The 20,552-nt window shown below is 71.4% G+C and carries 22 protein-coding genes and 2 pseudogenes; 14 read left to right on the top strand and 10 right to left on the bottom strand.

Features of this window, described 5'->3' with window-relative positions; all coding sequences use genetic code 11:
• Positions 1-48: 48 nt before the first annotated feature.
• Entirely contained in the window at positions 49-696 is a 648-nt protein-coding gene (gene yczE / locus OHS18_RS33105) for a membrane protein YczE (RefSeq protein ID WP_328613494.1), read from the top strand.
• On the opposite strand, the gene OHS18_RS33100 is transcribed toward yczE, so the two are convergent.
• A complete protein-coding gene (locus OHS18_RS33100) occupies positions 693-1,220 on the bottom strand; it encodes a Clp protease N-terminal domain-containing protein (protein WP_328613493.1) in 528 nt (175 codons plus the stop codon). The genes yczE and OHS18_RS33100 overlap by 4 nt on opposite strands.
• Entirely contained in the window at positions 1,220-1,429 is a 210-nt protein-coding gene (locus tag OHS18_RS33095) for an ECF-type sigma factor (protein WP_328445963.1), read from the bottom strand. Before OHS18_RS33095 ends, OHS18_RS33100 begins: the two co-directional genes overlap by 1 nt.
• Positions 1,430-1,519: 90 nt before the next feature.
• On the opposite strand from OHS18_RS33095, the gene OHS18_RS33090 reads away from it, so the two are divergent.
• A complete protein-coding gene (locus tag OHS18_RS33090; RefSeq protein WP_328613492.1) occupies positions 1,520-2,314 on the top strand; it encodes a hypothetical protein in 795 nt (264 codons plus the stop codon).
• A gap of 63 nt (positions 2,315-2,377) precedes the next feature.
• A pseudogene (locus OHS18_RS33085) lies at positions 2,378-2,941 on the top strand (DUF998 domain-containing protein); the annotation flags it as partial.
• A gap of 81 nt (positions 2,942-3,022) precedes the next feature.
• On the opposite strand, the gene OHS18_RS33080 reads toward OHS18_RS33085, so the two are convergent.
• Positions 3,023-4,051, bottom strand: a complete 1,029-nt coding sequence (locus OHS18_RS33080) for a D-cysteine desulfhydrase family protein (protein WP_328613491.1) — start codon at positions 4,049-4,051, stop codon at positions 3,023-3,025.
• Between the two features lie 106 nt (positions 4,052-4,157).
• On the opposite strand from OHS18_RS33080, the gene OHS18_RS33075 reads away from it, so the two are divergent.
• From OHS18_RS33075 to OHS18_RS33065, 3 genes are read left to right on the top strand one after another with little or no spacing between them, the layout of a single operon-like run.
• The gene (locus tag OHS18_RS33075; protein WP_328613490.1) at positions 4,158-5,543 is read left to right on the top strand and encodes an amidase; all 1,386 of its coding nucleotides are present in this window, start codon (positions 4,158-4,160) and stop codon (positions 5,541-5,543) included.
• Complete coding sequence (locus tag OHS18_RS33070; protein WP_328613489.1) at positions 5,510-6,085, top strand: TetR/AcrR family transcriptional regulator; 576 nt, start codon at positions 5,510-5,512, stop codon at positions 6,083-6,085. The genes OHS18_RS33075 and OHS18_RS33070 overlap by 34 nt, the downstream gene beginning before the upstream one ends.
• Positions 6,085-6,960, top strand: coding sequence for an oxygenase MpaB family protein (locus tag OHS18_RS33065; RefSeq protein WP_328613488.1), 876 nt, complete (start codon positions 6,085-6,087; stop codon positions 6,958-6,960). Before OHS18_RS33070 ends, OHS18_RS33065 begins: the two co-directional genes overlap by 1 nt.
• Positions 6,961-7,049: 89 nt before the next feature.
• Here the strand turns inward: OHS18_RS33065 and OHS18_RS33060 are convergent, their stop codons facing one another.
• Positions 7,050-7,595: a CGNR zinc finger domain-containing protein gene (locus tag OHS18_RS33060; protein ID WP_328613487.1), complete on the bottom strand. Its 546-nt coding sequence runs from the start codon at positions 7,593-7,595 to the stop codon at positions 7,050-7,052.
• A 53-nt stretch (positions 7,596-7,648) separates the two neighbouring features.
• On the opposite strand from OHS18_RS33060, the gene OHS18_RS33055 reads away from it, so the two are divergent.
• The 5 genes from OHS18_RS33055 (at position 7,649) to OHS18_RS33035 (ending at position 12,087) form a co-directional block, all read left to right on the top strand.
• Positions 7,649-8,503 (top strand): alpha/beta fold hydrolase, encoded by an 855-nt coding sequence (locus OHS18_RS33055; RefSeq protein WP_328613486.1) that lies wholly within the window; start codon positions 7,649-7,651, stop codon positions 8,501-8,503.
• A gap of 96 nt (positions 8,504-8,599) precedes the next feature.
• Positions 8,600-10,000, top strand: a complete 1,401-nt coding sequence (locus OHS18_RS33050; RefSeq protein WP_328613485.1) for a hypothetical protein — start codon at positions 8,600-8,602, stop codon at positions 9,998-10,000.
• Positions 9,997-10,389 (top strand): FixH family protein, encoded by a 393-nt coding sequence (locus OHS18_RS33045; RefSeq protein ID WP_328613484.1) that lies wholly within the window; start codon positions 9,997-9,999, stop codon positions 10,387-10,389. The genes OHS18_RS33050 and OHS18_RS33045 overlap by 4 nt, the downstream gene beginning before the upstream one ends.
• A gap of 16 nt (positions 10,390-10,405) precedes the next feature.
• On the top strand, positions 10,406-11,542 hold the full coding sequence (locus OHS18_RS33040; RefSeq protein WP_328613483.1) for a hypothetical protein: 1,137 nt from the start codon (positions 10,406-10,408) through the stop codon (positions 11,540-11,542).
• Complete coding sequence (locus OHS18_RS33035; RefSeq protein WP_328613482.1) at positions 11,542-12,087, top strand: hypothetical protein; 546 nt, start codon at positions 11,542-11,544, stop codon at positions 12,085-12,087. Before OHS18_RS33040 ends, OHS18_RS33035 begins: the two co-directional genes overlap by 1 nt.
• A gap of 131 nt (positions 12,088-12,218) precedes the next feature.
• Here OHS18_RS33035 and OHS18_RS33030 read toward each other — a convergent pair whose 3' ends face one another.
• A complete protein-coding gene (locus OHS18_RS33030; protein WP_328445985.1) occupies positions 12,219-12,473 on the bottom strand; it encodes a DUF397 domain-containing protein in 255 nt (84 codons plus the stop codon).
• 557 nt (positions 12,474-13,030) lie between these two features.
• Between OHS18_RS33030 and OHS18_RS33025 the strand changes: the two genes are divergently transcribed.
• Positions 13,031-13,279, top strand: a complete 249-nt coding sequence (locus OHS18_RS33025; protein WP_328445987.1) for a hypothetical protein — start codon at positions 13,031-13,033, stop codon at positions 13,277-13,279.
• Between the two features lie 67 nt (positions 13,280-13,346).
• Here the strand turns inward: OHS18_RS33025 and OHS18_RS33020 are convergent, their stop codons facing one another.
• The 4 genes and pseudogenes from OHS18_RS33020 to OHS18_RS33005 all read right to left on the bottom strand — a co-directional run bounded on the left by OHS18_RS33020 (position 13,347) and on the right by OHS18_RS33005 (position 16,595).
• Positions 13,347-13,952 (bottom strand): class I SAM-dependent DNA methyltransferase, encoded by a 606-nt coding sequence (locus tag OHS18_RS33020; protein WP_328459108.1) that lies wholly within the window; start codon positions 13,950-13,952, stop codon positions 13,347-13,349.
• A gap of 2 nt (positions 13,953-13,954) precedes the next feature.
• A complete protein-coding gene (locus OHS18_RS33015) occupies positions 13,955-14,803 on the bottom strand; it encodes an SAM-dependent methyltransferase (protein ID WP_328445989.1) in 849 nt (282 codons plus the stop codon).
• A gap of 100 nt (positions 14,804-14,903) precedes the next feature.
• Positions 14,904-15,581 (bottom strand): annotated as a pseudogene (locus OHS18_RS33010) (SAM-dependent methyltransferase); the annotation flags it as partial.
• 150 nt (positions 15,582-15,731) lie between these two features.
• A complete protein-coding gene (locus tag OHS18_RS33005) occupies positions 15,732-16,595 on the bottom strand; it encodes a helix-turn-helix domain-containing protein (protein WP_328445992.1) in 864 nt (287 codons plus the stop codon).
• A gap of 241 nt (positions 16,596-16,836) precedes the next feature.
• Here OHS18_RS33005 and OHS18_RS33000 point away from each other — a divergent pair, with 241 nt between their 5' ends.
• Together OHS18_RS33000 and gndA are read left to right on the top strand one after the other, a co-directional pair.
• Entirely contained in the window at positions 16,837-17,757 is a 921-nt protein-coding gene (locus tag OHS18_RS33000; RefSeq protein ID WP_328613481.1) for an MBL fold metallo-hydrolase, read from the top strand.
• Positions 17,758-17,842: 85 nt separating this feature from the next.
• Positions 17,843-19,282, top strand: coding sequence for an NADP-dependent phosphogluconate dehydrogenase (gndA, locus tag OHS18_RS32995; protein ID WP_328445996.1), 1,440 nt, complete (start codon positions 17,843-17,845; stop codon positions 19,280-19,282).
• 28 nt (positions 19,283-19,310) lie between these two features.
• On the opposite strand, the gene OHS18_RS32990 is transcribed toward gndA, so the two are convergent.
• Positions 19,311-20,510: an IS30 family transposase gene (locus OHS18_RS32990; protein WP_328618564.1), complete on the bottom strand. Its 1,200-nt coding sequence runs from the start codon at positions 20,508-20,510 to the stop codon at positions 19,311-19,313.
• Positions 20,511-20,552 lie beyond the last annotated feature (42 nt).

The following is a 20,552-nucleotide window of genomic DNA, read 5'->3' as shown; positions in this document are numbered from 1 at the left end:
TGGAATTGGCTATGGTTTACAAGACCACTTGACGGCGATAGTGGTCATGTGGCTCAGATCGATCTCCGGCCCGTCCGGATCTCCCGTGACCCCGCCCGCCGCAGCTTTCAGCTGCTCGCGGGCCTCGCCCTCTACGGCGCCAGCGTCGCCCTGGTCACCAGGGCCCGGCTCGGCCTGGAACCGTGGAGCGTGCTGGCCGAGGGCGTGATGAACCGCACCGGCCTCACGTTCGGCACCGTGACCGGCGTGGTCTCGGTGGCCGTGCTCCTGCTGTGGATCCCGCTGCGCCAGCGGCCCGGGATCGGCACCATCGCGAACGTCGTCGTCATCTCGGTGGTGGTCGACCTGGTCCGGGCGGTGCTCCCGGACCAGCACGAGCTCGGCTGGCAGATCACGCTCCTGGTCGGCGGGGTCGCGCTGAACGCCGTCGCGACCGCCACCTACGTCGGCGCCCGGCTCGGGCCGGGCCCCCGCGACGGCCTGATGACCGGGCTCGCCGGGCGCACCGGCTGGTCGGTCCGGCTGGTGCGGACCGGCATCGAGATCACCGTGGTCGCCGCGGGCTGGCTGCTCGGCGGGACCGTCGGGGTCGGCACCGTGCTCTACGCCCTCGCGATCGGCCCGCTGACCCAGCTCCTGCTGCCCTTCGTCGTGTGGCGCGAACCGCAGCGCGAAGAGCAGGAGCCCGTGCGCTAACCGGCCTTGCGCCGCTGCACGATCCTTCGCAGCGTCAGGTAGTCGGCCCCGCGGCGCGCCAGGACGTCATCGGTGCCGCGCTGCTGGGCCAGCGCCAGCAGGATGTGCTCCTGCCCCAGGTGCTTGTCCCCCAGCCGGACGGCCTCCTTGAGGCTCAGTTCGAGGGTCTTCTTCGACTGGGCGGTGAACGGGATGTGCCCGCGCTTGGCCGGGCCGAGCCGGCCGGCCAGCGCGCCCTCGCCGTGGGTCTGCTCGACCCGCTCGACGATCTGCGCGACGTCGATGCCGAACTCGGTGAGCGCCTCGGCGTCGGCGTCGCTGACCCCGCCACGGCGCCGGGTGCGCTCCAGCTCCGCGGCGACGTCCTCGGTGGCGATGCCCAGCTCGGTGAGCAACGGGACGTCCGCCTTCAGCAGCCCGGCGAGCAGGTGCGGCGGCGCGATCTCCACCGAACCGGACTCCCGCGCCACGATCTGCGCCTCGACGACGGCCATCCGCGCGGCTTCGGTGAACCTCTCGAACATCAGTGCCTCCCGTACTTCTTGTGCACGGCCTGCCGGCTGACCCCCAGCTCGGCGGCGATCTCCTGCCACGACCAGCCGTGCATCCGCGCACTGCGGACCTGCACGGCCTCCAGTTGTTCCACCAGCCGCCGGAGCGCGGCGACCGCACGCAATCCCACCCGGGGATCGCGGTCGCCGGCCCGGGCGGCCAGGTCCGTCGCTTCCGTCATGCTGTCAACCTACGTTGACACCTTGAGCCTGTCAACCAGAGTTGACAGATTCGACGCGAGGACCCCGCCCGGCGACGTACAGTCGAGGCCATGCCCGAGATCGTGATCGCCGAGCGGGCCGGGGTGGGCGCCGACGGCCTCCCCCGCCCGACCGAAGACCACGTCGTCGTGCTGGACAACGCGGTTCTGCTCCTCGACGGCGCCACCTCGCCGGACCCCTCGCTGCCCCCGGGCGGCTGGTACGCGGAACGGCTGGCCCGGCGGCTCGCCGACGACCTGCGCACCGCGCCCGAAGCCGACCTGACCGACGTCCTGACCACCGCGATCGCCGTCGTCACGGCGGAGAACGAGCTACGCCCGCAGCGGTCGCCGTCGAGCACCGTCGCGGCCGTGCGCTGGCTCGACGACCGCGTCGACGCGCTGGTACTGGCCGACAGCCCGGTGATCGGCTTCGGCGACTCCGAGGACTTCGGCACCGAGGGCGTCGACGTCGTCTCGGACGACCGGCTCGCCGGCCTCCGGCGGCGCGGGATGCTCCAGACCGGCGCCGACGTCCGGCGCCGGCGCAACGCCCACGACGGCTTCTGGGTCGCCGAAGCCGATCCGGGCGCCGCCGCGCACTCGGTCCGGCGCAGCTGGCGACGGACCGACGTCGACGCCGTCCTGCTGGCCAGCGACGGCGTGTCCATCGGCGTCGACCAGTACACGCTGTTCGACTGGCGCGGCGTCCTGGCCACCACTCGCGCCAAGGGACCGGACGCGGTGCTGGACGCCGTCCGCACCGCGGAGAAGCAGGACCCGGACGGCGAGCGCTGGCCGCGGCCGAAGCGCCACGACGACCAGGCGCTCGTCCTCGTCGACTTCGCGGCCTGTTCCAGGGTTTGATCCGGGGGTAGTTCAGGGTCTTCCCGGATCACGGCCGTCCGGTTCTTCGGGACCCTGGACGGCATGGGGACGGAACAGGGGAAGCGCACGAGACCGTGGCGGCTCGTGGCGCTGGGTGCGATCGGGTGGGGTCTCTTCACGGCCGTGGTGCTGCACATCATCAGTTCGCACGACCCGGTGTACGACACCTTGTCGAGCTACACCGTCACCGACCGGGGCGAAGGCATGCTCGCGGCGAGTGTGCTGTCGCTGGCCATCGGCTCGCTGGCGGTGCTCGGCGCGCTGCACGCCGCCGGCGTGCCGCTCTCGCGGACGACGCGGCTGCTGCTGGCGCTCTGGTCGCTCGGGATGGCCGCCGCCGCGGTGTTCCCGGCGAGCTACCCGGCGGCGCCGGACCCGGTGAGCGGCGAGATCCACCTCTACGCGTGCCTGGTCGCGTTCTGCAGCCTGCCCGGCGCGGCGTTCACGCTGCTGGAGCCGCTGAAGGGCCGGCCGGAGCGGGTCTCCGTCGTCCGCGCGCTGCGACTGTCCGCGGTCGCGTTCGGTCTCTTCGCCCTCAGCTTCGTGTTCGTGCGGCTGAGCGAAGCCGGGATCGCGCCGTTCCACGAGCTCTCGGACGTCGTGCCGATCGGCGTCACGCAGCGGGCGCTGCTGCTCGCGGACGTCGTGCTGCTGTTCGCCTTGCTGCGGGTGGCGACCCGGCTGGAGTCAGCCTTCGACGGCCGCCGCGAATTCGGGCAGGTAGCCGTACAGGCCGGGCATGCCGCCGGTGTGCAGGAACACCACGTGGTCGTCCGGGGCGAAGTGGCCCGCCCACTCGACCAGCGCGGCGGCCACTTTGCCGCTGTAGACCGGATCGAGCACGACGCCTTCCGTGCGCCCGAAAAGCCTTAGCGCGTCCCACACCGCGTCGGTCGGGATGCCGTAACCGGGGCCGAGCGTGGAGTCGCCCAGCCGGACGTGGTCGAGCGACGGCGGTTCGACGCCGAGCAGCTTCGCCGCGCCGGAGGTGAGTTCGCGCAGGTTCGCCGTGGCCTCGTCGAGCGGGTGGCTGACGCAGGCGACGCCGACGCCGAGGCCGCCGAGCAGCCCGGCGGCCAGCGCCACCCCGGCCGCGGTGCCGCCGCTGGCGTGCGGAACGACGAGGTGGGCGCGGTCGATACCGCGGTCGGCGAGCTGGGTCGCGAGTTCGTGAGTGGCCCGGACGTACCCGAGCGCGCCGAGGTCGTTCGAGCCGCCGACCGGGACCATGGCGATCTTCCGGCCTTCTTGCGCGGCTTCGGCGACGAGCCGGTCGTACGTCCGGCCGGTCTCCTCGCCGTCGGCGCAGACGTGGACGTTCGCGCCGAAGAGCTTGCCGAGCACGATGTTCCCGCCGCGCTCGTACGCGTCGCCGTCGCGCGGGACCTTCGCGGTGAGGACGAGTTCGCAGCGCAGGCCGAGCTTCGCGCACGCCGCGGCGGTCTGACGGCCGTGGTTGGTCTGCAGGGCGCCGAAGGTGATGACGGTGTCCGCGCCGGCTTCGAGCGCGGCACCGAGGTGGTACTCGAGCTTGCGGAGTTTGTTGCCGCCGGCGCCGAGCGGGTGCACGTCGTCGCGCTTGAGCAGGAGGTTCGGCAGGCCGAGCGCCTCGCCGAGCCTGGGCGCCGCGTGCAACGGCGTCGGCCAACCGCCCAGGTCGACGCGCGGCACGGCGTCCAGCGCGGCGGTCGGGAATCGGTCGAAGTCGAACGTCATCGGCCCTCCAGGCTCGGTTGTCCACCCACAGTAAAGCGGGAGTGGCCGGAGACCGTCGGTATCCGGTAGCGTTCGTTCGAACGAACGAGAACTCTCGGGGGCAGCCATGACCGCGACACCGAAGACCGGCCTCGACTTCACCGGGCTCGCCGTGCAGGCCGCCCAGCTCGCCGCCGGCGCCGTGACCTCGGCCGAACTGACCGCGGCCGCTCTCGGCCGGGCCCACGCGAGCCAGCCCACGCTCAACGCGTTCCGCTACCTCCGCGACGACGACGCCCTCGCCGACGCCGCCGAAGCCGATCGGCGGCTCGCGGCCGGGGAACGCCCGCCGCTGCTCGGGGTCCCCGTCGCGATCAAGGACGACGTCGACCTCACCGGCCTGCCCACCGCGTTCGGCTGCCCCGGCGAGTTCCCGGCCGCCACGCGGGACGCCCCCGCCGTCGCCCTCCTGCGCGAAGCGGGCGCCGTGATCATCGGCAAGACCAACACACCCGAGCTGGGCCAGTGGCCGTTCACCGAAGGGCCGGCCTTCGGGACCACACGCAACCCGTGGGACCTCGGGCACACGCCCGGCGGGTCCTCGGGCGGGAGCGCGGCCGCGGTGGCGTCGGGGGTCATCGCGGCCGCGCTCGGCTCGGACGGCGCCGGCTCGGTGCGCATCCCCGCCGCGTGGACCGGGCTCGTCGGGATCAAGACCCAGCGCGGCCGCATCCCCACCGACGGCGAGCTGTTCCACGGCCTGACCGTGCTCGGCCCGCTCGCCCGCACCGTCGAAGACGCCGCCCTGCTGCTCGACGCCACCGCGGGCACCGGCCGGACGTTCCAGAGGGCCGCGACGCGCGAGCCCGGGCGGCTGCGGATCGGGCTGTCGACGCGGATCCCGTTCACCGCCACCAAGACCCGGCTCGACCCGGTCGTCGAAGCGAACGTACGGCGCCTCGCCGAGTCGCTCGCCGGGCTGGGCCACGAGATCGTCGAGATCGAACCGGACTACGGGCTGATCGGCCTGACCTTCCTGCCGCGCTCGCTCACCGGCGTCCGCGACTGGACGCTGCGGGTGCCCGACCGCACCGGCCTCGATCCGCGTACCCGCAGCAACGCCGGCCAGGGCCGGCTGCTCGCCGGGCCCGCGCTGCGGCTCGCCCGCGCGCTCGAGCCGGGGCTGCACCGCCGGATCGGCTCGGTGTTCGGCCGCGTCGACGTCCTGCTGACCCCGACGACCGCGACCCCGCCGCCGCCGATCGGCACCTTCGACGGCCTCTCCGCCTGGCAGACCGACCAGGCCATGATCGCCGCCTGCCCGTACGCTTGGCCGTGGAACGTGCTGGGCTGGCCGGGGGTCGGCGTCCCGGCCGGGCGCACGGCCGGCGGGCTCCCGCTCGGGGCGCAGCTGCTCGGCCCGTCGCACGCCGAGGAGCGGCTGATTTCCCTTGCCGCGCAACTGGAAGAGGTCGAACGGTGGCCGGAGCGGCATCCCGAGACAAGCTGGTAAGCACCCGGGACGCCATCCTGCGCGGCGCGCTGAGCGTCGTCGGCGAACACGGCGTCGGCGGCCTCACGAACCGCCGGATCGTGGCCGCCGCCGGAGTTTCGCTCGGCACGCTCACCTACCACTTCGCCAGCCAGACGGCGCTGCTGCGCGAGGCGATGCTGCTGTTCGCCGAGCAGGAGACGAGCAAGCTCGGCGCGATCGTCGACGGCTACCGCGCGGACGGCCTGAGCCTCGAGCAGGCGGCCTCGGTCGTCGAGCACGTGATCGCGCAGCTGCCGTTCGGCGCCGACGAGCTCGGCGCGCACGAGCTGTACCTCCAGTCCGCGCGGGACCCGGAGCTGCACGAAGCGTCTTCGCGCTGCTTCGCGGCGTACGACGAACTCGCCGTGACGATCCTCGAAGCGCTGGGTGTGCCGGAGCCGCGGCGGCTGGCCGGGCCGGTCGTCGCGCTGATCGCCGGGCTGCAGCTGCGCCGCCTGGCCACCGGCGACACCGCGACCCCGATCGCCGAGCCGCTGATGATGCTGATCCGCGGGGCTTGATGGCACGGGACATCGTCCGGGGCACGGCGGCGTGGAAGTACTTCGGCGACTTCCGCGACGGACTGCTGGCCGGGCAGGTCCTGGTGCTGCAGGTGGCGCACCCGGTCGTCGCGGCCGGCGTGCGCGACCACTCGGACTACGCCGCGGATCCCTGGACGCGCCTGATGCGCACGGGCGCGTCGCTCTCGATCTACGTCTACGGCGGCCCGGCGGGCGCGCGGGTCGAGGCGACACGGCTGCGGGAGCTGCACCGCGGCTTCACCGGCGTCACCGACGGACGCCGGTACAGCGCTTTGAACCCCGCCGCGTATGCCTGGGTGCACGCGACTTTGGTGAAGGTTCCCGTTGACGCGCAACGGTTCTTCGGCCGTCCACTGTCCACTTCGGAGTTGGAGGAGTACTACGCGCAGATGTGCGACATCGGCCGGCTGCTCGGCGTGCGCGAGCAGGACCTGCCGCCGGACTGGGCCGCGTTCGAGCGCTACTACGACGAGATGGTCGCGACCTTCGCGCCGAATCCGACGATCACCGCGCTCTTCGAGACCATCCGGACCGTGCGCAAACCGGTCCGGTGGCTGCCGGACTCGTGGTGGCGGCTGCACGCCCGGGCGCAGATGTTCCTGCTCCGGGCCACGCTGCCACCGGAGCTCCGCGCCCGTCTCGGTCTCCAGTGGACAGCCGCCGACCAGCGCCGCTTCGCGCGATTCGCTCGGTGGGTACGGCTCGTGAGCCTGCCGATCCCGGCGTGGCTGCGGACGGCGCACATGCGCTGGATCGGCAAGCTCAACGTCTGGTTCCGCGCCCACCCCCGCGCCTACCGCCTCCTGATCCGCCACAACGGCCCCGGCGCACGCCCCAACACGCATCTTTCATAGCGAAAGTGACGCCCTCGGTCTCTTTTCATAGCGAAAGTGACGCTCTCGGTCTCTGGCGAGCTTTCACAGGGAAAGATGCGTTTGGGGCGTCAGGGGGTGTGGGGGCGGAGTCGGGCGTAGTGGGCGCGGGCTTTGGCGCGGTTTCCACAGCGGGACATCGAGCACCACTGGCGGTTGCGCTGGGGGGATGCGTCGGAAAAGCGCAGGCCGCAGTCGTCGGCTGCGCAGATGCGGATCGAGGCGTCGCTTGTCGCCAGGTCGATGGCATCCGCGGCCAGGGCCGCGAACGCCGCCGCCACCGGGTCCGGCGGCGCCGGGACTTCGCGACGCAGGCCGCCGTCGCCGAACGCCAGCCGTGCGGGTGGGGCCGGGGCCGCGGCGGCCGTGGTGTTCAGCAGGTCGACGTCCCTCCACCTGGGCAGCTCGGTGAGCAGGACGCGGTCCGTGGCCTCGCGCAGCGCTTTTGCCGCCAGGACGTTTCCGGCCGTGACCGAGCCCGTTGTGAAGCCGGCCAGGGCGAGCCACTCGGCCAGCGCGTCCGGGCCGGTCAGCAGCTCGACGCCCTCGGTGTGCCGGGCGCGCCGCGTGTTGACCAGGTCCAGGCACGGGCGACCGCCGTCGAAGACCCATTCCATGACGCCATCCTAACCCTTGAATGCGGTTAGAAGCCCGCGTACCGTCTAACCGCATGAACCGGTTAGAGAGCATGGCGACGGTGAACGACCTGCGGATGCACTACCTGCGCGCCGGCGACGGGCCGCCGCTGTTCCTGCTGCACGGCTGGCCGCAGACGTCGCACTGCTGGCACAAGGTCCTCGAGCCGCTGGCCGAGACGCACACCGTGATCGCCCCCGACCTGCGCGGTTACGGCCGCACCGACAAACCCCGCCACGGCTACGACAAGCGCACCATGGCCGCCGACGTCGCCGCGCTGGCCGAGCACCTGGGATTCGGAAAAGTCGCCGTCGCCGGGCACGATCGCGGCGGCCGTGTCGCGCACCGCTGGGCGCTGGACCGCCCGGACCAGGTCGAACGTCTCGCCGTGCTCGACATCGCGCCGACCCGCGCGATGTGGCAGCGCCTCGACACCGGCGTCGCGAAGGCTTACTGGCACTGGCTCTTCCACCTCCAGCCCGACCTGCCGGAACTGCTGGCCGGCCAGAACATCGCCGGCTACCTCGGGTACTTCTACGAACGCTGGACCTACCAGCGGCACAGCCTCGACCCGGACGCCGTCGCCGAGTACGTCCGCGCGTTCTCCCAGCCCGGCGCGCTGCGGGCCGGGTTCGACGACTACCGCGCGTCCTTCCCGGACGACGCCGAGCTCGACGACGCCGACTTCGCCGCCGGAAACCGGCTCGGCCAGCCGGTTCTCGCGCTCTGGGGCGCGAACGGCCTGCTCGGCACGCTGCCGACGCTGGACATCTGGCGGGAGTACGCGAACGACGTCACCGGCGTGGCGCTGGCCGAATGCGGCCACTTCCTCCCCGAGGAGCAGCCCGGCGAAGTCGTCTCCCACCTGCGAAAATTCTTCAACCCCTGAGACTTCAGGGGGTGCTTGTCCCCCGGGCTGGGGACCGAAGTTCCCTCGCCGCCGTGACGCCCGCCACCCCGCCGCGTCGCTAGGTTCGGGACCACGATGGGGACCACACCTAAAGCGACTTTGCTGTTCCTGCTGGCCTTGCTGGGGATCACGCTCGGCACGGGGACCGCGCACGCCGACGGCGCGCCGGCCGGCACCGACATCCAGGTGGCGCAGACGCTCGGCGCGCGCGAACTGACCGTGATCATCCGGCGGGTCGACACGACACCGTCGCCGCTGCGGGTCGACGTCGTGACGCATCAGGGCACCGCGCCCGGCACGCTGCACCTGACCGCCGCGGCCGACGGGGTCGTGACGTCGCGGGGTGACGTCGTCCTCGGCGCCGAGCCGGGGATGTACCCGGGGACCCTGCAGGTCGGCAAACCCGGGCCGTGGCAGCTTTCGCTGAGCGACGGCTCCGGGCCGGCCGCGACGATCCCGTTCGTCGTGCCCGCGCGCGTCGTCCCGCCGTGGGAGAAGGCGACCTACGGCGGGTTCGTCGCGGCGGGTGTGTTCCTGCTGCTCGCGCTGGTCGTCGGGGTCCGGGCGCGGCGGACGGCGTTCGCGCTGATCCCGGCCGGTGGTCTGGTCGCCGCCCTCGCCGTCGCGGTCACCGGCGCGTTGCTGTCGGCGAGCTCTCCCCCGCCACCCGCGCCCGGCAGCCAGCTCGACCCGACGTTCGACAACGTCACCGACCCGTACGCGAACGCGCGACTGTCCACAGTGGACTACTCGCGGCCGCCGGTGAACCTCGCGGTGCGCCCGGCGCCCGACGGGCTCCAGCTCGGCTTCACCGACGGCGCCACCGGCCGGCCGGTCGATGACCTGCTCATCCACGACAACGCGCTCGTGCACCTGGTCGTCGTCTCGCCGTCCGGGCGGATGAGCCACCTGCACCCGGTGCGCGTCGGGCCCGGTGACTACCGCGTCCGCGTCGCCGATCCCGAGGCGGGCACGTACGCGGTGGCCGCGGAACTCGTGCGGCGCGGCGGCGGCGTCCAACTCGCCCGGTCCACAGTGGACCTGAGCGGCACCGCCGCACCCGCGTCCGAACCGCCCGGCGCCGGCCCGCGCACGATCGACGGCGTCCCGGTCGACCTCACGATCTCACCCGGCACGCCGACCACCGTCACCGCGCACTTCCCCGCCGGCGACCTGCAGCCGTGGCTGGGCATGCTCGGCCACCTCATCGTCGCCGGGCCGATCACCGGCCCGGACGTCGGCGCGGGCGCGGCGAAAGCACCGACGTGGGCGCACGTCCACGCCATGATCCCGCCGGTCGCGGGCCAGCTCGACCGGCCGGACGAGACCGTCGCCGCGTACGGCCCGGACGTCAGCTACACCTACACCTTCGCCGCGCCCGGCCGGTACCGGATCTGGCTGCAGGCCGAACGCGGTTACCACGTGCTCACCATCCCCGCGGTGGTCGACGTCCCGACGACAGGAGCCGCCCGATGAAACGCCCGACGTTGCTGATCACCGTGGTCGCGCTGGTCGTCGCGGCCGGCGCCGCCTGGCTGCTCTGGGGCGGCAGCGGCGCGAAACCCACTACACAGCAAGCGACTTCCGGCCCGTACACCGTCCAGTTCTTCGCGGACGAGCCGCGCATCGGCGGCAACACGTTCGCGGTCGCGGTGACCGGGCCGGCGCCCGAAGCCGTCACCGTCGCGCCGGTGATGGCGCAGATGGGCCACGCGCTCACGCCGGTACCCGCCGGGCCGGACGGGCCCGGCCGCTTCCGCGCCGCGGACGTCGGGCTGCCGATGTCCGGGCAGTGGGAGATCACCGTTTCGCTGCGCGGCCCCGGCGGGCCCGCGCAGGTCGTCTTTCCGTTGCTGGTCAAATAAAGAAAGGTCGGGGGAAATGGATCTCACCGCATCCGGCGTGCACACCGCGTCGGTGGCGAAACAGGCGCGAACGGGGTTGCTGCCGGCGAACGTCGTGCTCGGCGGTTCACTGTTGTCGCTGGTCGGGTTGACCTGGGACATCCAGTGGCACAGCGACGTCGGGCCGGACACGTTCTTCACGCTGCCGCACCTGTTCCTGTACGCGGGCAGCGCGGTCGTCGGCCTGGCGAGCCTCGCCGTCGTGCTGCTGACGACGGCGGCGCGGCGCGCGGGCCGGCCGGTCGACGCCCGGGTCGGCGGGCGCGTGGTCAACGTGTTCGGCAAGACCTTCGCGGCGCCGATCGGCTACCTGGTCTCCGGCGTCGGCGCCGCGACGTTCCTGCTGTACGGCCTCTGGGACCAGTGGTGGCACGGCCTTTACGGCTTCGACGCGGTCATCGACTCGCCACCGCACATCGGGCTGCTGCTGTCGATCACGATCTCGCTGATCGGCACGACCGCGGTGTTCGCCGCGGCCCGGGAACACCGCTGGGGGCGGCTCGGCGTACTGGCGTCGCTCACCGTGCTGCTCACCTTCGGGCCGGTGCTGGCGCTCGGGTTGCAGCAGGTGCCGGACGACTACGCCGACGCCGTCTCGATCGGCTGCTCGATGATGGCCGTGCTGCTGGTGACGGTCGGCGCCGGGTTCCTGCGCCGCCCGGGCGGGGCGCTCGGCACCGCGGCACTGGTCGCGGCCGTGCAGGCGGTCTTCTGGTGGTTCTCGCCGTGGGCGGCGAAGGCGTACGCCGACCTCGTCGGCCTGCCGCTGCGGGACGCGATTTCCGGGGTGCCGGAAATGCCGTCGCTGACGCCGATGGCGTTGCTGCCGGTGGCCGCGCTGATGGAGGCGGGCTACCTGCTCGGCCGTCGCCGCGGCTGGCGCGCGGGCCGCGTTTCGGTGGTCGTCGGCGGGGTCGCCGGCCTGCTGATCGGGCTGAGCCTGCCGCTGCAGCGGGCCATGCTCTACACCGGCGCGCACGTGCCGCCGGTCTGGTACCTGACGACGACCGCCGTGCTCAGCGCGGCACTGGGGCTGCTCGGCGGGTTCGCCGGGTGGCGGTTCGGCGGGATGCTCTGCCTGCTGGCGCCCGCGAAGAAGGGGGGAAACCGCTGATGCGTAAGGCACTTCTGGCTTTGGCCGCCGTGGCCGGGCTGCTGTTCGCCACCGAAGCACCGGCGAACGCGTACGAGCCCGTCAACATCGTGCACACCGAGCACGTGCAGGCCGGCCCGTACGCGATGACCATCGGCTTCAGCACCTGGCCGCTGCGCGCCGAGCAGTCGCTGGACTTCACCTTCATCCCCGACGGCGGGATCGACGACAAGTCCGGCACGCTCACGATGATCAACCCGGAGGGTGGCAAGAACCGGATCCAGCCGCTGGTCCGGCACCCGCGCAAGCGCGAGGTCTGGGGGCTCGACGTCCGCTCGATGCCGCGCCCGGGCGACTGGACGTTCCGGTTCGTGGTGAACGGGCCGGCCGGGTCCGGCACCGGCGAGCTGCGCGCGCTGCCGGTGCTCGAGCAGCCGGGGCCGCCGATGGGACTGAGCTGGGCGATCAGCACGCTCCCGCTGATCGGGCTCGTGGTGATCGTCGTGCTGGCGTGGCGCCGGACCCGCGGCCGGTTGCGGGGTGGGGAGCTCCCGGCAATCGGGTGAGATTTCGGTCACATACCGCAGTCACGGGTATCCACGCCGTGGCGAAGGCCTCCTTCTCTGCAAGAGGGAAGGGGGCCTTCGTGTTTTTCCTACACGAACGGGTGATCATGATCACCCGGTCAAGGGATACGTCAGGCGGGCAGGTCGAACTGCCCCGCCTTTACGGCGACCAGGAACGCTTCCCACTCGGCGGCGTCGAACACGAAGACCGGGCTGGTCGAGAGCTTGGTGTCCCGGACGCCGATCAGGCCTTCCCGACCCAGGTTGACCTCGACACAGCTGCCACCGTTGGGCTCGCTGGCGAACGATTTCTCCCACGCGGCCTCTTCGAACAGGGACACGGCCGTGCTCGGATCGTAATCCGCGAACGACGGATAATCCGCCATGGGTCGTACCTCCGTGGATCGATGGGGGGCGCGGCCGCGACCTGGTCGAAGGTACCCGCTCCCGGCTACTCAGTGTCTCAATGGAGCAGAGTGCAGGGCCAAGCGGGTGATCAACTAGCTCCGGCCTCGACATGAAGATTATTCCAGGAGTAGGATTAATCGCATCGGCCGGGGGCGGCGCTGTCGGTGAACGACAACCCGCATGCGGCGGGCGGCAGGATCGCCGCGCCGGCCGCGCACAGCACACCATCCACCTTCGCAGTACCTCATGGGGGAGGACCAGCGTGATTACCGAGGACAGTGCGCCACCGGGCGTCGTCGTCGTGGGCAGGCTCGCCAGGGGAACCGCCGGTGAGGCCCGCCGGGTGGTCCACGTCTTCGACGTGGCGGCCACCGCGGCCACGAGTGAGCTGGTCCGTACCCAATGCGGGGAAGCGCTTTCCCGCACCGATCTCGAATGGCTGGCCCCCGGGGTCGGCATGCCTTGTGAACCCTGTCTCGGACTGACCACGGGCGAACCCGCCCGGTCACCGCGACGAGAGCTGGGGGTGTAGACGATGGCCGTCCGCTTGAACTCGCTCTTCCGTCGTGAGGAAGACCACCACGGTCGCCTCGGCATCGCGGATGAGCTGCGGAACCGGTTCGGTTTCAGCCTGATCCAGGCACCGCTGCGCAAGACCACGACCTGGGCCACGGACGTCGACGTCCCGGCCCGCCCCTCCGACGGTGTCCGCACGACGCGCCCGCTGGAGACCGCGATCGACCTGACCCCGCTGCTGCGCGGTCGCATCGGCTCGCGCGCCTGACTGAGCCCCACCACCACACCGAAGGAGCCCCGGTTCACGACGAACCGGGGCTCTTGCCGTTGTCGGGCTACGGTTTCCGCAGCAGGAGCGCGGCGCGACGGAAACGCTCGCCTTCACCGGGCACGCGGTAGACGCGCCCCATCTCGACGAGGCCCGCGTCCCGGGCCAGCCCGGCCAGTTCGTCCAGGGGCCACCGGTAGGCCGGGGTGACCGCGTGGTCGAACACCGTCAGCGGATCGCCGTCGGATTCGAAGCAGCCCAACAGAACGTGACCGCCCGCGGCCAACGTCCGGGTGAATTCGGCGAAGTACCCCGGCACCTCTTCCGGCGGGCTGTGGATCATCGAGTACCACGTCAGGATCCCGGCGAGCGAGGCGTCCGGGAGGTCCAGCGCCGCCATCGAACCGACCTCGAACCGCAGATCGGGCGCGGCCGCCCGGGCCAGCTCGATCATCGCCGGCGACAAGTCGACGCCGAAGACGTCCAAGCCGCGGTCCCGGAGGTGCGCCGTGAGGTGGCCGGGCCCGCAGCCGAGGTCGGCGACGAGCCCGGCGCCACGCACGTGTTCGACGAACGCGGCCAGGGCGGCGTTGTCCAACGGCGAAGCGTCCCAGACCTCGCGGGCGAACTCGGCGTACCGGACGGCCATCGCGTCGTAGGCGGCGGCCGTCACGCTCACGGCTTGCGGCCGAGGCCGCAGATGTGGCCGCTGAACGCCGGGTCGTTCGCGAGCTTCTTCGTCGCCCGGGACTCGATCTCCTCGGGGTGCCACTCCGGCAGGTAGACGATGCCCGGCTCGACGAGCTCCAAGCCGTCGAAGAACGACGTGAACTCCGCCTTGCTGCGCAGGTACAGCGGGGTGCTGGACTTGTTGTACTGCTCCACGACCGACGCCCGGCTGTCCGCGTCGGCCAGCGCGTCGAGGCCTTCGGTGGTCAGGTGCGAGGACAGGAAGTACGAGCCCGACGGCAGCAGCGACAGGTACTTCTGGATGGTCTCGGCCACCGGCTCGTCCTTGCCGAGGAAGTACAGGACGCCGACGATGATCAGCCCGATCGGCCGGTTCGGGTCGAGGACGCCGGTGTCGAGCGCGCGCTTCCAGATGTCGGCCGGGTCGCGCAGGTCGCCCTGCAGCACCGCGTGCCGGCTCGCGACGCCTTCCTGCTCCAGCAGGATCTGCGAGTGCGCTACGGCGACCGGCTCGTTGTCGACGTACACGCACCGCGCGTCGGGGTTCACCTCCGCCGCGACCTCGTGCACGTTGCCGACCGTCGGGACGCCGGAGCCGAGGTCGAGGAACTGGTCGATCCCGTTGCGCGCCAGGTAGCGCACGCCGCGGCCGAGGAAGTCCCGGCCGACGCGGGCGACCGTCTTGATCATCGGGAAGGTCTTGACCGCCTGCTCGCCGAACTGGCGGTCGATGGCCCAGTTGGCGTCGCCGCCGAGGAACCAGTCGTAGATGCGGGCCGCGTTCGGCCGCTCGAGGTCGACGCCTTCGGGGGCTTCGGGATCCTGCGTCGTCATGCTGTCCGTCCTCCAGGCTTGCGGCCGACACCGCCGACCACGCTCGCGAGGGGGACCGTGGCGGCGCCGGGTCAGGGCGCCACTCTCCCACAGGCACGATTCCCGGCTCGACGACGTCGAAGGTACCGAAGAACGCGGCGATCTCGTCGAGCGATCGCGAAACCGCCGGCGAACTCGACCGCTCCGAAAGCTTCACCAGCCGCCGGATCTGGTCCAGCTCCGCCCCGGTGACGCCGGATTCGGTCGCGTGGGACAGCACGTACGCCGAGCCCGGCGGGAGCAGCGTCCGGTAGTCGCGGATCGCTTCGCGCACGCCGCCGGGGTCGGGCAGGAAGTGCAGCACGGCCACGCTGAGCAGGCAGATCGGCTCGTCCGGGTCGAGCACGCCGGTGGCCAGCGCGGCTTCCCAGACCTCCTCGGCGTCGCGCAGGTCGGCGTGCAGGACGGCGTGGCGCCCGGGATCACCGGTCTCCCCCAGCAGGATCCGCCCGTGCGCGACGGCCACCGGTTCGTTGTCGACGTACACGCACCGGCTGTCGTCGACGTGGTCGTCGGCCACCTCGTGCACGTTGCCCGCGGTCGGGATGCCGGAGCCGAGGTCCAGGAACTGCGTGATGCCCTGGGAAAGGCAGTAGCGGACGGCGCGGCCGAGGAAGTCGCGGTTGCCCCGGGCGAGTGCGCGCGTCAGCGGGAACGCCTGCAGCGCCAGCTCGCCGTACTGCCGGTCGACCGCCCAGTTCGCGGTGCCGCCGAGCGCCCAGTCGTAGATCCTCGCCACGTTCGGCCGTTCCAGGTCGACGGCGCCGGGGAGGAAGTCGGGGTCCACGATGTCCCCTTCGGATGACGCAGCCGGTGGTGGGTTCGGGCGCAACAGCAGCACTCTACCGAAAGTTGTTCACCACGTGGACGTCTCGCGGGGCCGTTCGCCCTATTGGATCTGCTGCATCTGCGCGCGGTAACCCTCCGCGAGCTCCTTGAGGAACTGGCGGGTTTCCTGACGCTCCAACGCGGCTCCGCGCAGCCTGTCCCACGAGTCGACGAAGATGTTGAAGTCCTTGACGTCGTCGAGGTACAGCCCGCCCGCGGAGTGCTCGATGTAGACGAAGTCCCGGGTGCGGTCCGGGAAGCGCATGATCGTGAAGTCGTTGGGCACCGCGGCCAGCCGCGCGCCGAAGGGCAGCACGTGGACGTACACCCGCGGGTGCCGCTCGAGCGAGAGCAGGTGCTCGACCTGGTCCAGCATCACCGCGGGCGCGGACCCGCCGGGCGCCCGGCGAAGGGCGCCTTCGCTGATGATGAACCGGTAGTACGGCGGCTGCTGCTGTTCGAAGACGGCTTTGCGGTCGAGCCGGTTGCGCACCAGCGACGTCACGTCGGTGGCGCCGAACTCGGTGAACTGCTTGAGCATGTAGTGCTCGGACTGCAGCGGGCCGGGGATGCGCTCGCCGTGCCAGGTGAGGATCTCCGCGGCGGCGGGTTCCAGGTCCGTGAAGGTGCGGAACCAGTGCGGCACCACGGAGCGGTAGCCGGACCAGTGGCCGCGCTGCCCGGCGGCCGCGCGCGCCAGGTTCATCAGCGTGTCGGCCTCTTCGCCGTTGATCCCGAACGCGTTCAGCATCGATCGCACATCCCCGAGCTTGACCCCGACGGCACCGGACTCGATCTTGTTGACCTTGCCCTGGGTGCAGCCGAGAACCTCGGCAACCTGCTGCTGTGTCATCCGCGCCGCGGTGCGGGCGTGCCGGAGCTCGTTCCCGAGCTGCTTCCGGCGCGAGGTGACGGTGCTGGCCATCGCCCTGCTCTCCCGGACCACTATCAAGCGATGACGGCCCGTATCCGGAGCCGTCACCACACGCGAACTATCGAACCCACCCAGGTTAGTGCTTGCCCTGCGGATCTCGATGATGACATCGCGCAGCGTTCCAGGAAATGTCGCGGAACGCCAGCCACCTGGGTTGTCACTCGCCTGGACCAGTGAAATTCCGAATTATTCCGCCAACCGGCGGAGCCGGGTTTCGGGCAGACTGATGCGCGTGACCGATCGTTCTCCCGCCGCTGCCGCCGTCACCCGGCTGGCCGACCAGGTCCACGGGTACGTCCAGCCGGACGGCTCCTGGTACATCAACAACTGCGGGTTCGTCGCAGCCGGTGACCACACCGTGCTGATCGACACCTGCTCGACCGAACGCCGCACGCGCGCGCTGCTCGCCGCCGTCGAAGGCGCCACCGGCCGCCCGGTGACGACGCTGGTGAACACCCACCACCACGGCGACCACACCAACGGCAACTACCTGGTCGAGGGCGCCACGGTCATCGGGCACCGCAAGACCCGCGAGCTGATGGTCGCCGAGGGCATCCAGACGTTCGACGGCATCTTCACCGGCAACGACTGGGGCGAACTGCGGTCGCGCCCGCCCGAGGTCGTCTTCGACGACCGGCTGACCGTGCACGCCGGCGACGTCACGATCGAGCTGATCCACCCCGGTCACGCGGCCCACACGACCAACGACGTGCTCGTCTGGCTGCCCGAGCAGCGTGTCCTCTACGCCGGTGACCTGGTGTTCAACGGCGGCAGCCCGTTCGCGCTGATGGGCTCGGTCGCCGGCTGGCGCAAGGCCCTCGACGTCGTCCGGGAGCTGGAGCCGTCGGTCATCCTGCCCGGGCACGGCCCGGCGTGCGGCCCGGACGTCGTGGACACAGTGGACGACTACCTGGCCTTCGTCCAGCGGACGGCCGAACGCGGGAAGGCCGCCGGACTGGGGCCACTGGAGCTGGCCAAGGACACCGACCTCGGCGAGTTCGCCGGGCTCAGCGAGCAGGAGCGGCTGCCGGGCAACCTGCACCGGGCGTACGCCGAGCTGGACGGCGCCGAGTGGGGCGCGCAGATCGACCTGGTCGCGGCCGTGATGGACATGGTCGCGTTCAACGGCGAGCCGATCCGCTGTTTTTCCTGAACTGAGTGAGCCGCGTCTTCGTGCCCTTCCTTGAGCGCACGTTCGGACTAGGGTCTGAATCGAGAGAGTCTTCGGAAGGATGCGGATGAGCAAGAAGGCGAGCATCGGGGTCACCGGCCTGGCGGTCATGGGCCGCAACCTGGCCCGGAACCTGGCGCGGCACGGGCACACGGTGGCCCTGCACAACCGGTCCGAGGAGCGGACCCGCAACCTGGTGGACCAGTTCGGCGACGAGGGCGACTTCATCCCGGCGTACTCCGCGCAGGAGTTCGTCGACGCGCTGGAGCGGCCCCGGCAGGTCGTGATCATGGTCAAGGCCGGCGGCCCGACGGACGCCGTCATCGACGAGTTCGCGCCGCTGCTGGAAGACGGCGACGTGATCATCGACGCCGGCAACGCGCACTTCGCCGACACCCGGCGTCGCGAGAAGGCCCTGCGCGAGCGCGGGTTGCACTTCGTCGGCAGCGGCGTCTCCGGCGGCGAGGAAGGCGCGCTCCACGGGCCGAGCATCATGCCCGGCGGCTCGAAGGAGTCCTACGAGTCCCTCGGCCCGCTGTTCGAGGACATCTCGGCGAAGGTCGACGGCGAGCCGTGCTGCACGCACATCGGTGCCGACGGCGCCGGCCACTTCGTCAAGATGGTGCACAACGGCATCGAGTACGCCGACATGCAGCTGATCGCGGAGTCGTTCGACCTGCTGCGCGGCGCGGGCGGCTACTCCCCCGCGGAGATCGCCGACGTGTTCCGCACCTGGAACACCGGCCGGCTCGACTCCTACCTGATCGAGATCACGGCCCAGGTGCTCGCGCACGTCGACCAGGCGTCCGGCAAGCCGTTCGTCGACGTCGTCGCGGACGCCGCCGAGCAGAAGGGCACCGGCCGCTGGACCGTGCAGATCGGCCTCGACCTGGGCGTCCCGATCTCGGGCATCGCCGAAGCCGTCTTCGCGCGTTCGCTGTCCGGCTCGACGTCGCTGCGTTCGGCCGCTCGCGGTCTGGGCGGCCCGGCGCGGTCGCCGCTGACCGGCTCGTCGCTGGAGCGCTTCGCCGACGACGTCGAGCAGGCGCTGTACGCGTCGAAGGTCGTCGCGTACGCGCAGGGCTTCAACCAGATCCAGGCGGGCGCGACCGAGTACGGCTGGGACATCGACCTCGGCAAGGTCGCCTCGATCTGGCGCGGTGGCTGCATCATCCGCGCGAAGTTCCTCAACGACATCACCGCGGCCTACGCCGAAGAGCCGGGCCTGCCGACCCTGCTCACCTCCGGCGGCTTCCGCAAGGCCGTCGAGGACGCGCAGGACTCGTGGCGCTCGGTGATCTCGACGGCGGTGCGGCTGGGCATCCCGACGCCGGGCTTCTCGACGGCGCTGGCGTACTACGACGGCCTGCGCGCCGACCGCCTCCCGGCGGCCCTGGTGCAGGGCCAGCGCGACTTCTTCGGGGCGCACACGTACCGCCGCGTCGACCGCGAGGGCTCGTTCCACACCGCGTGGGCCGAGGACGGCCGCCCGGAGTCCGACGCCTGAGGTTCAAGTCCGTGAAGGCCAGGCGGATTCACGCGGTGGTTGCAACACCTGGTGTCTGCTGATCCAACAGTAACGCCGTGAGGACCTCGGCTGGTGTTCGCCAGCCGAGGGTCTCCCGCGGCCGCCCGTTCAGCTCTTCGGCCACCCGCACCAACTCCGCCGCGTTGTGCTGGGACAGGTCGGTGCCTTTCGGGAAGTACTGACGCAACAGGCCGTTGGTGTTCTCGTTGCTGCCCCGCTGCCACGGCGAATGCGGGTCACAAAAGTAGATCTCCAACCCGGTGTCCACGGTGATCTTCCGGTGATGGGCCATTTCCTTGCCCTGATCCCAGGTCAGCGAGCCCAGCAGCAACGGCGGCAACGCCGCGATCATCTCCGTCATCGCCGCCGCGACGGTGGCGGCGTCCCGTCCGTCGGGTAGGTGCAGCAACATCACGAACCGGGTCTGGCGTTCCACCAGCGTCCCGATCGCCGACTTGTTGTCCTTGCCCAGGATCAGGTCCCCTTCCCAATGCCCCGGAACGGCCCGGTCAGCGACCTCAGCCGGCCGTTCACTGATGTTGACCATGTCCTGGATCCGGCCCGAGGGTCGTTCCCGGCGGGCCTGGGCTTGACGTCGTGGCATTCGCAACGCCCGCCCGGTCCGCAGCGCGGTGGTCAGTTCCCGGCGTAGCGCACCCCGGCCCTGCACATACAGCGACTGGTAGATCGTTTCGTGTGACACCCGCATCTCCGGCCGGTCAGGAAAATCCAGCACCAGTCTCTCGGAGATCTGCTGGGGTGACCACTTGCGGTCCAGCCCCGCCTGCACGATCTTCCGCAGCACCGGGTCGGCCCGGAGTTTCGCGACCTTCGGTCGTTTCGCGCGGTCGTCGGCGCGGTGCTGGGCCGAGCTGGCCCGATACGCGCCGGTCAGGCCAGTGTTGCGGGCCAGCTCCCGTGACACCGTCGAGGCCGGGCGTCCGATCGCCCGGCCGATGGCGCGGGGGCCGTGGCCTGCAGCTTTCAGGCAGGCGATCTCGTCCCGTTCAGCGATACTCAACCGGAGCGGGCCGGGCTGGCGGGGTGCATTGCTGATCACCCCGCCAGCTTGACGGAACAGCCGCACTCCGGTGGTCGGGGCGAAGCCGGCCGCTTGCGCGGCCGGCTTCGCCGCCGTCCCGGCCCGGACCTGGTCCCAGAACTCCAGCTGCACCGACCTCGGCAGCCAGCGATGCACTCGCGCCATCTGCAATCCCACCTTTCGTTGAGGTGGTGTTGCGATGACCTC

It is taken from the genome of Amycolatopsis sp. NBC_00355 (assembly GCF_036104975.1).
Classification (GTDB): domain Bacteria; phylum Actinomycetota; class Actinomycetes; order Mycobacteriales; family Pseudonocardiaceae; genus Amycolatopsis.
This window is presented reverse-complemented; position numbering and strand designations above follow the sequence as displayed.

Bases quoted from the DNA above. Each gene is read 5' to 3' on its own strand.
- OHS18_RS33100 (WP_328613493.1), bottom strand. From the start codon at position 1,220: ATGTTCGAGAGGTTCACCGAAGCCGCGCGGATGGCCGTCGTCGAGGCG.
- OHS18_RS33095 (WP_328445963.1), bottom strand. From the start codon at position 1,429: ATGACGGAAGCGACGGACCTGGCCGCCCGGGCCGGCGACCGCGATCCC.
- OHS18_RS33090 (WP_328613492.1), top strand. From the start codon at position 1,520: ATGCCCGAGATCGTGATCGCCGAGCGGGCCGGGGTGGGCGCCGACGGC.
- OHS18_RS33080 (WP_328613491.1), bottom strand. From the start codon at position 4,051: ATGACGTTCGACTTCGACCGATTCCCGACCGCCGCGCTGGACGCCGTG.
- OHS18_RS33075 (WP_328613490.1), top strand. From the start codon at position 4,158: ATGACCGCGACACCGAAGACCGGCCTCGACTTCACCGGGCTCGCCGTG.
- OHS18_RS33065 (WP_328613488.1), top strand. From the start codon at position 6,085: ATGGCACGGGACATCGTCCGGGGCACGGCGGCGTGGAAGTACTTCGGC.
- OHS18_RS33060 (WP_328613487.1), bottom strand. From the start codon at position 7,595: ATGGAATGGGTCTTCGACGGCGGTCGCCCGTGCCTGGACCTGGTCAAC.
- OHS18_RS33055 (WP_328613486.1), top strand. From the start codon at position 7,649: ATGAACCGGTTAGAGAGCATGGCGACGGTGAACGACCTGCGGATGCAC.
- OHS18_RS33050 (WP_328613485.1), top strand. From the start codon at position 8,600: ATGGGGACCACACCTAAAGCGACTTTGCTGTTCCTGCTGGCCTTGCTG.
- OHS18_RS33045 (WP_328613484.1), top strand. From the start codon at position 9,997: ATGAAACGCCCGACGTTGCTGATCACCGTGGTCGCGCTGGTCGTCGCG.
- OHS18_RS33040 (WP_328613483.1), top strand. From the start codon at position 10,406: ATGGATCTCACCGCATCCGGCGTGCACACCGCGTCGGTGGCGAAACAG.
- OHS18_RS33035 (WP_328613482.1), top strand. From the start codon at position 11,542: ATGCGTAAGGCACTTCTGGCTTTGGCCGCCGTGGCCGGGCTGCTGTTC.
- OHS18_RS33030 (WP_328445985.1), bottom strand. From the start codon at position 12,473: ATGGCGGATTATCCGTCGTTCGCGGATTACGATCCGAGCACGGCCGTG.
- OHS18_RS33025 (WP_328445987.1), top strand. From the start codon at position 13,031: ATGGCCGTCCGCTTGAACTCGCTCTTCCGTCGTGAGGAAGACCACCAC.
- OHS18_RS33015 (WP_328445989.1), bottom strand. From the start codon at position 14,803: ATGACGACGCAGGATCCCGAAGCCCCCGAAGGCGTCGACCTCGAGCGG.
- OHS18_RS33005 (WP_328445992.1), bottom strand. From the start codon at position 16,595: ATGGCCAGCACCGTCACCTCGCGCCGGAAGCAGCTCGGGAACGAGCTC.
- gndA (WP_328445996.1), top strand. From the start codon at position 17,843: ATGAGCAAGAAGGCGAGCATCGGGGTCACCGGCCTGGCGGTCATGGGC.
- OHS18_RS32990 (WP_328618564.1), bottom strand. From the start codon at position 20,510: ATGGCGCGAGTGCATCGCTGGCTGCCGAGGTCGGTGCAGCTGGAGTTC.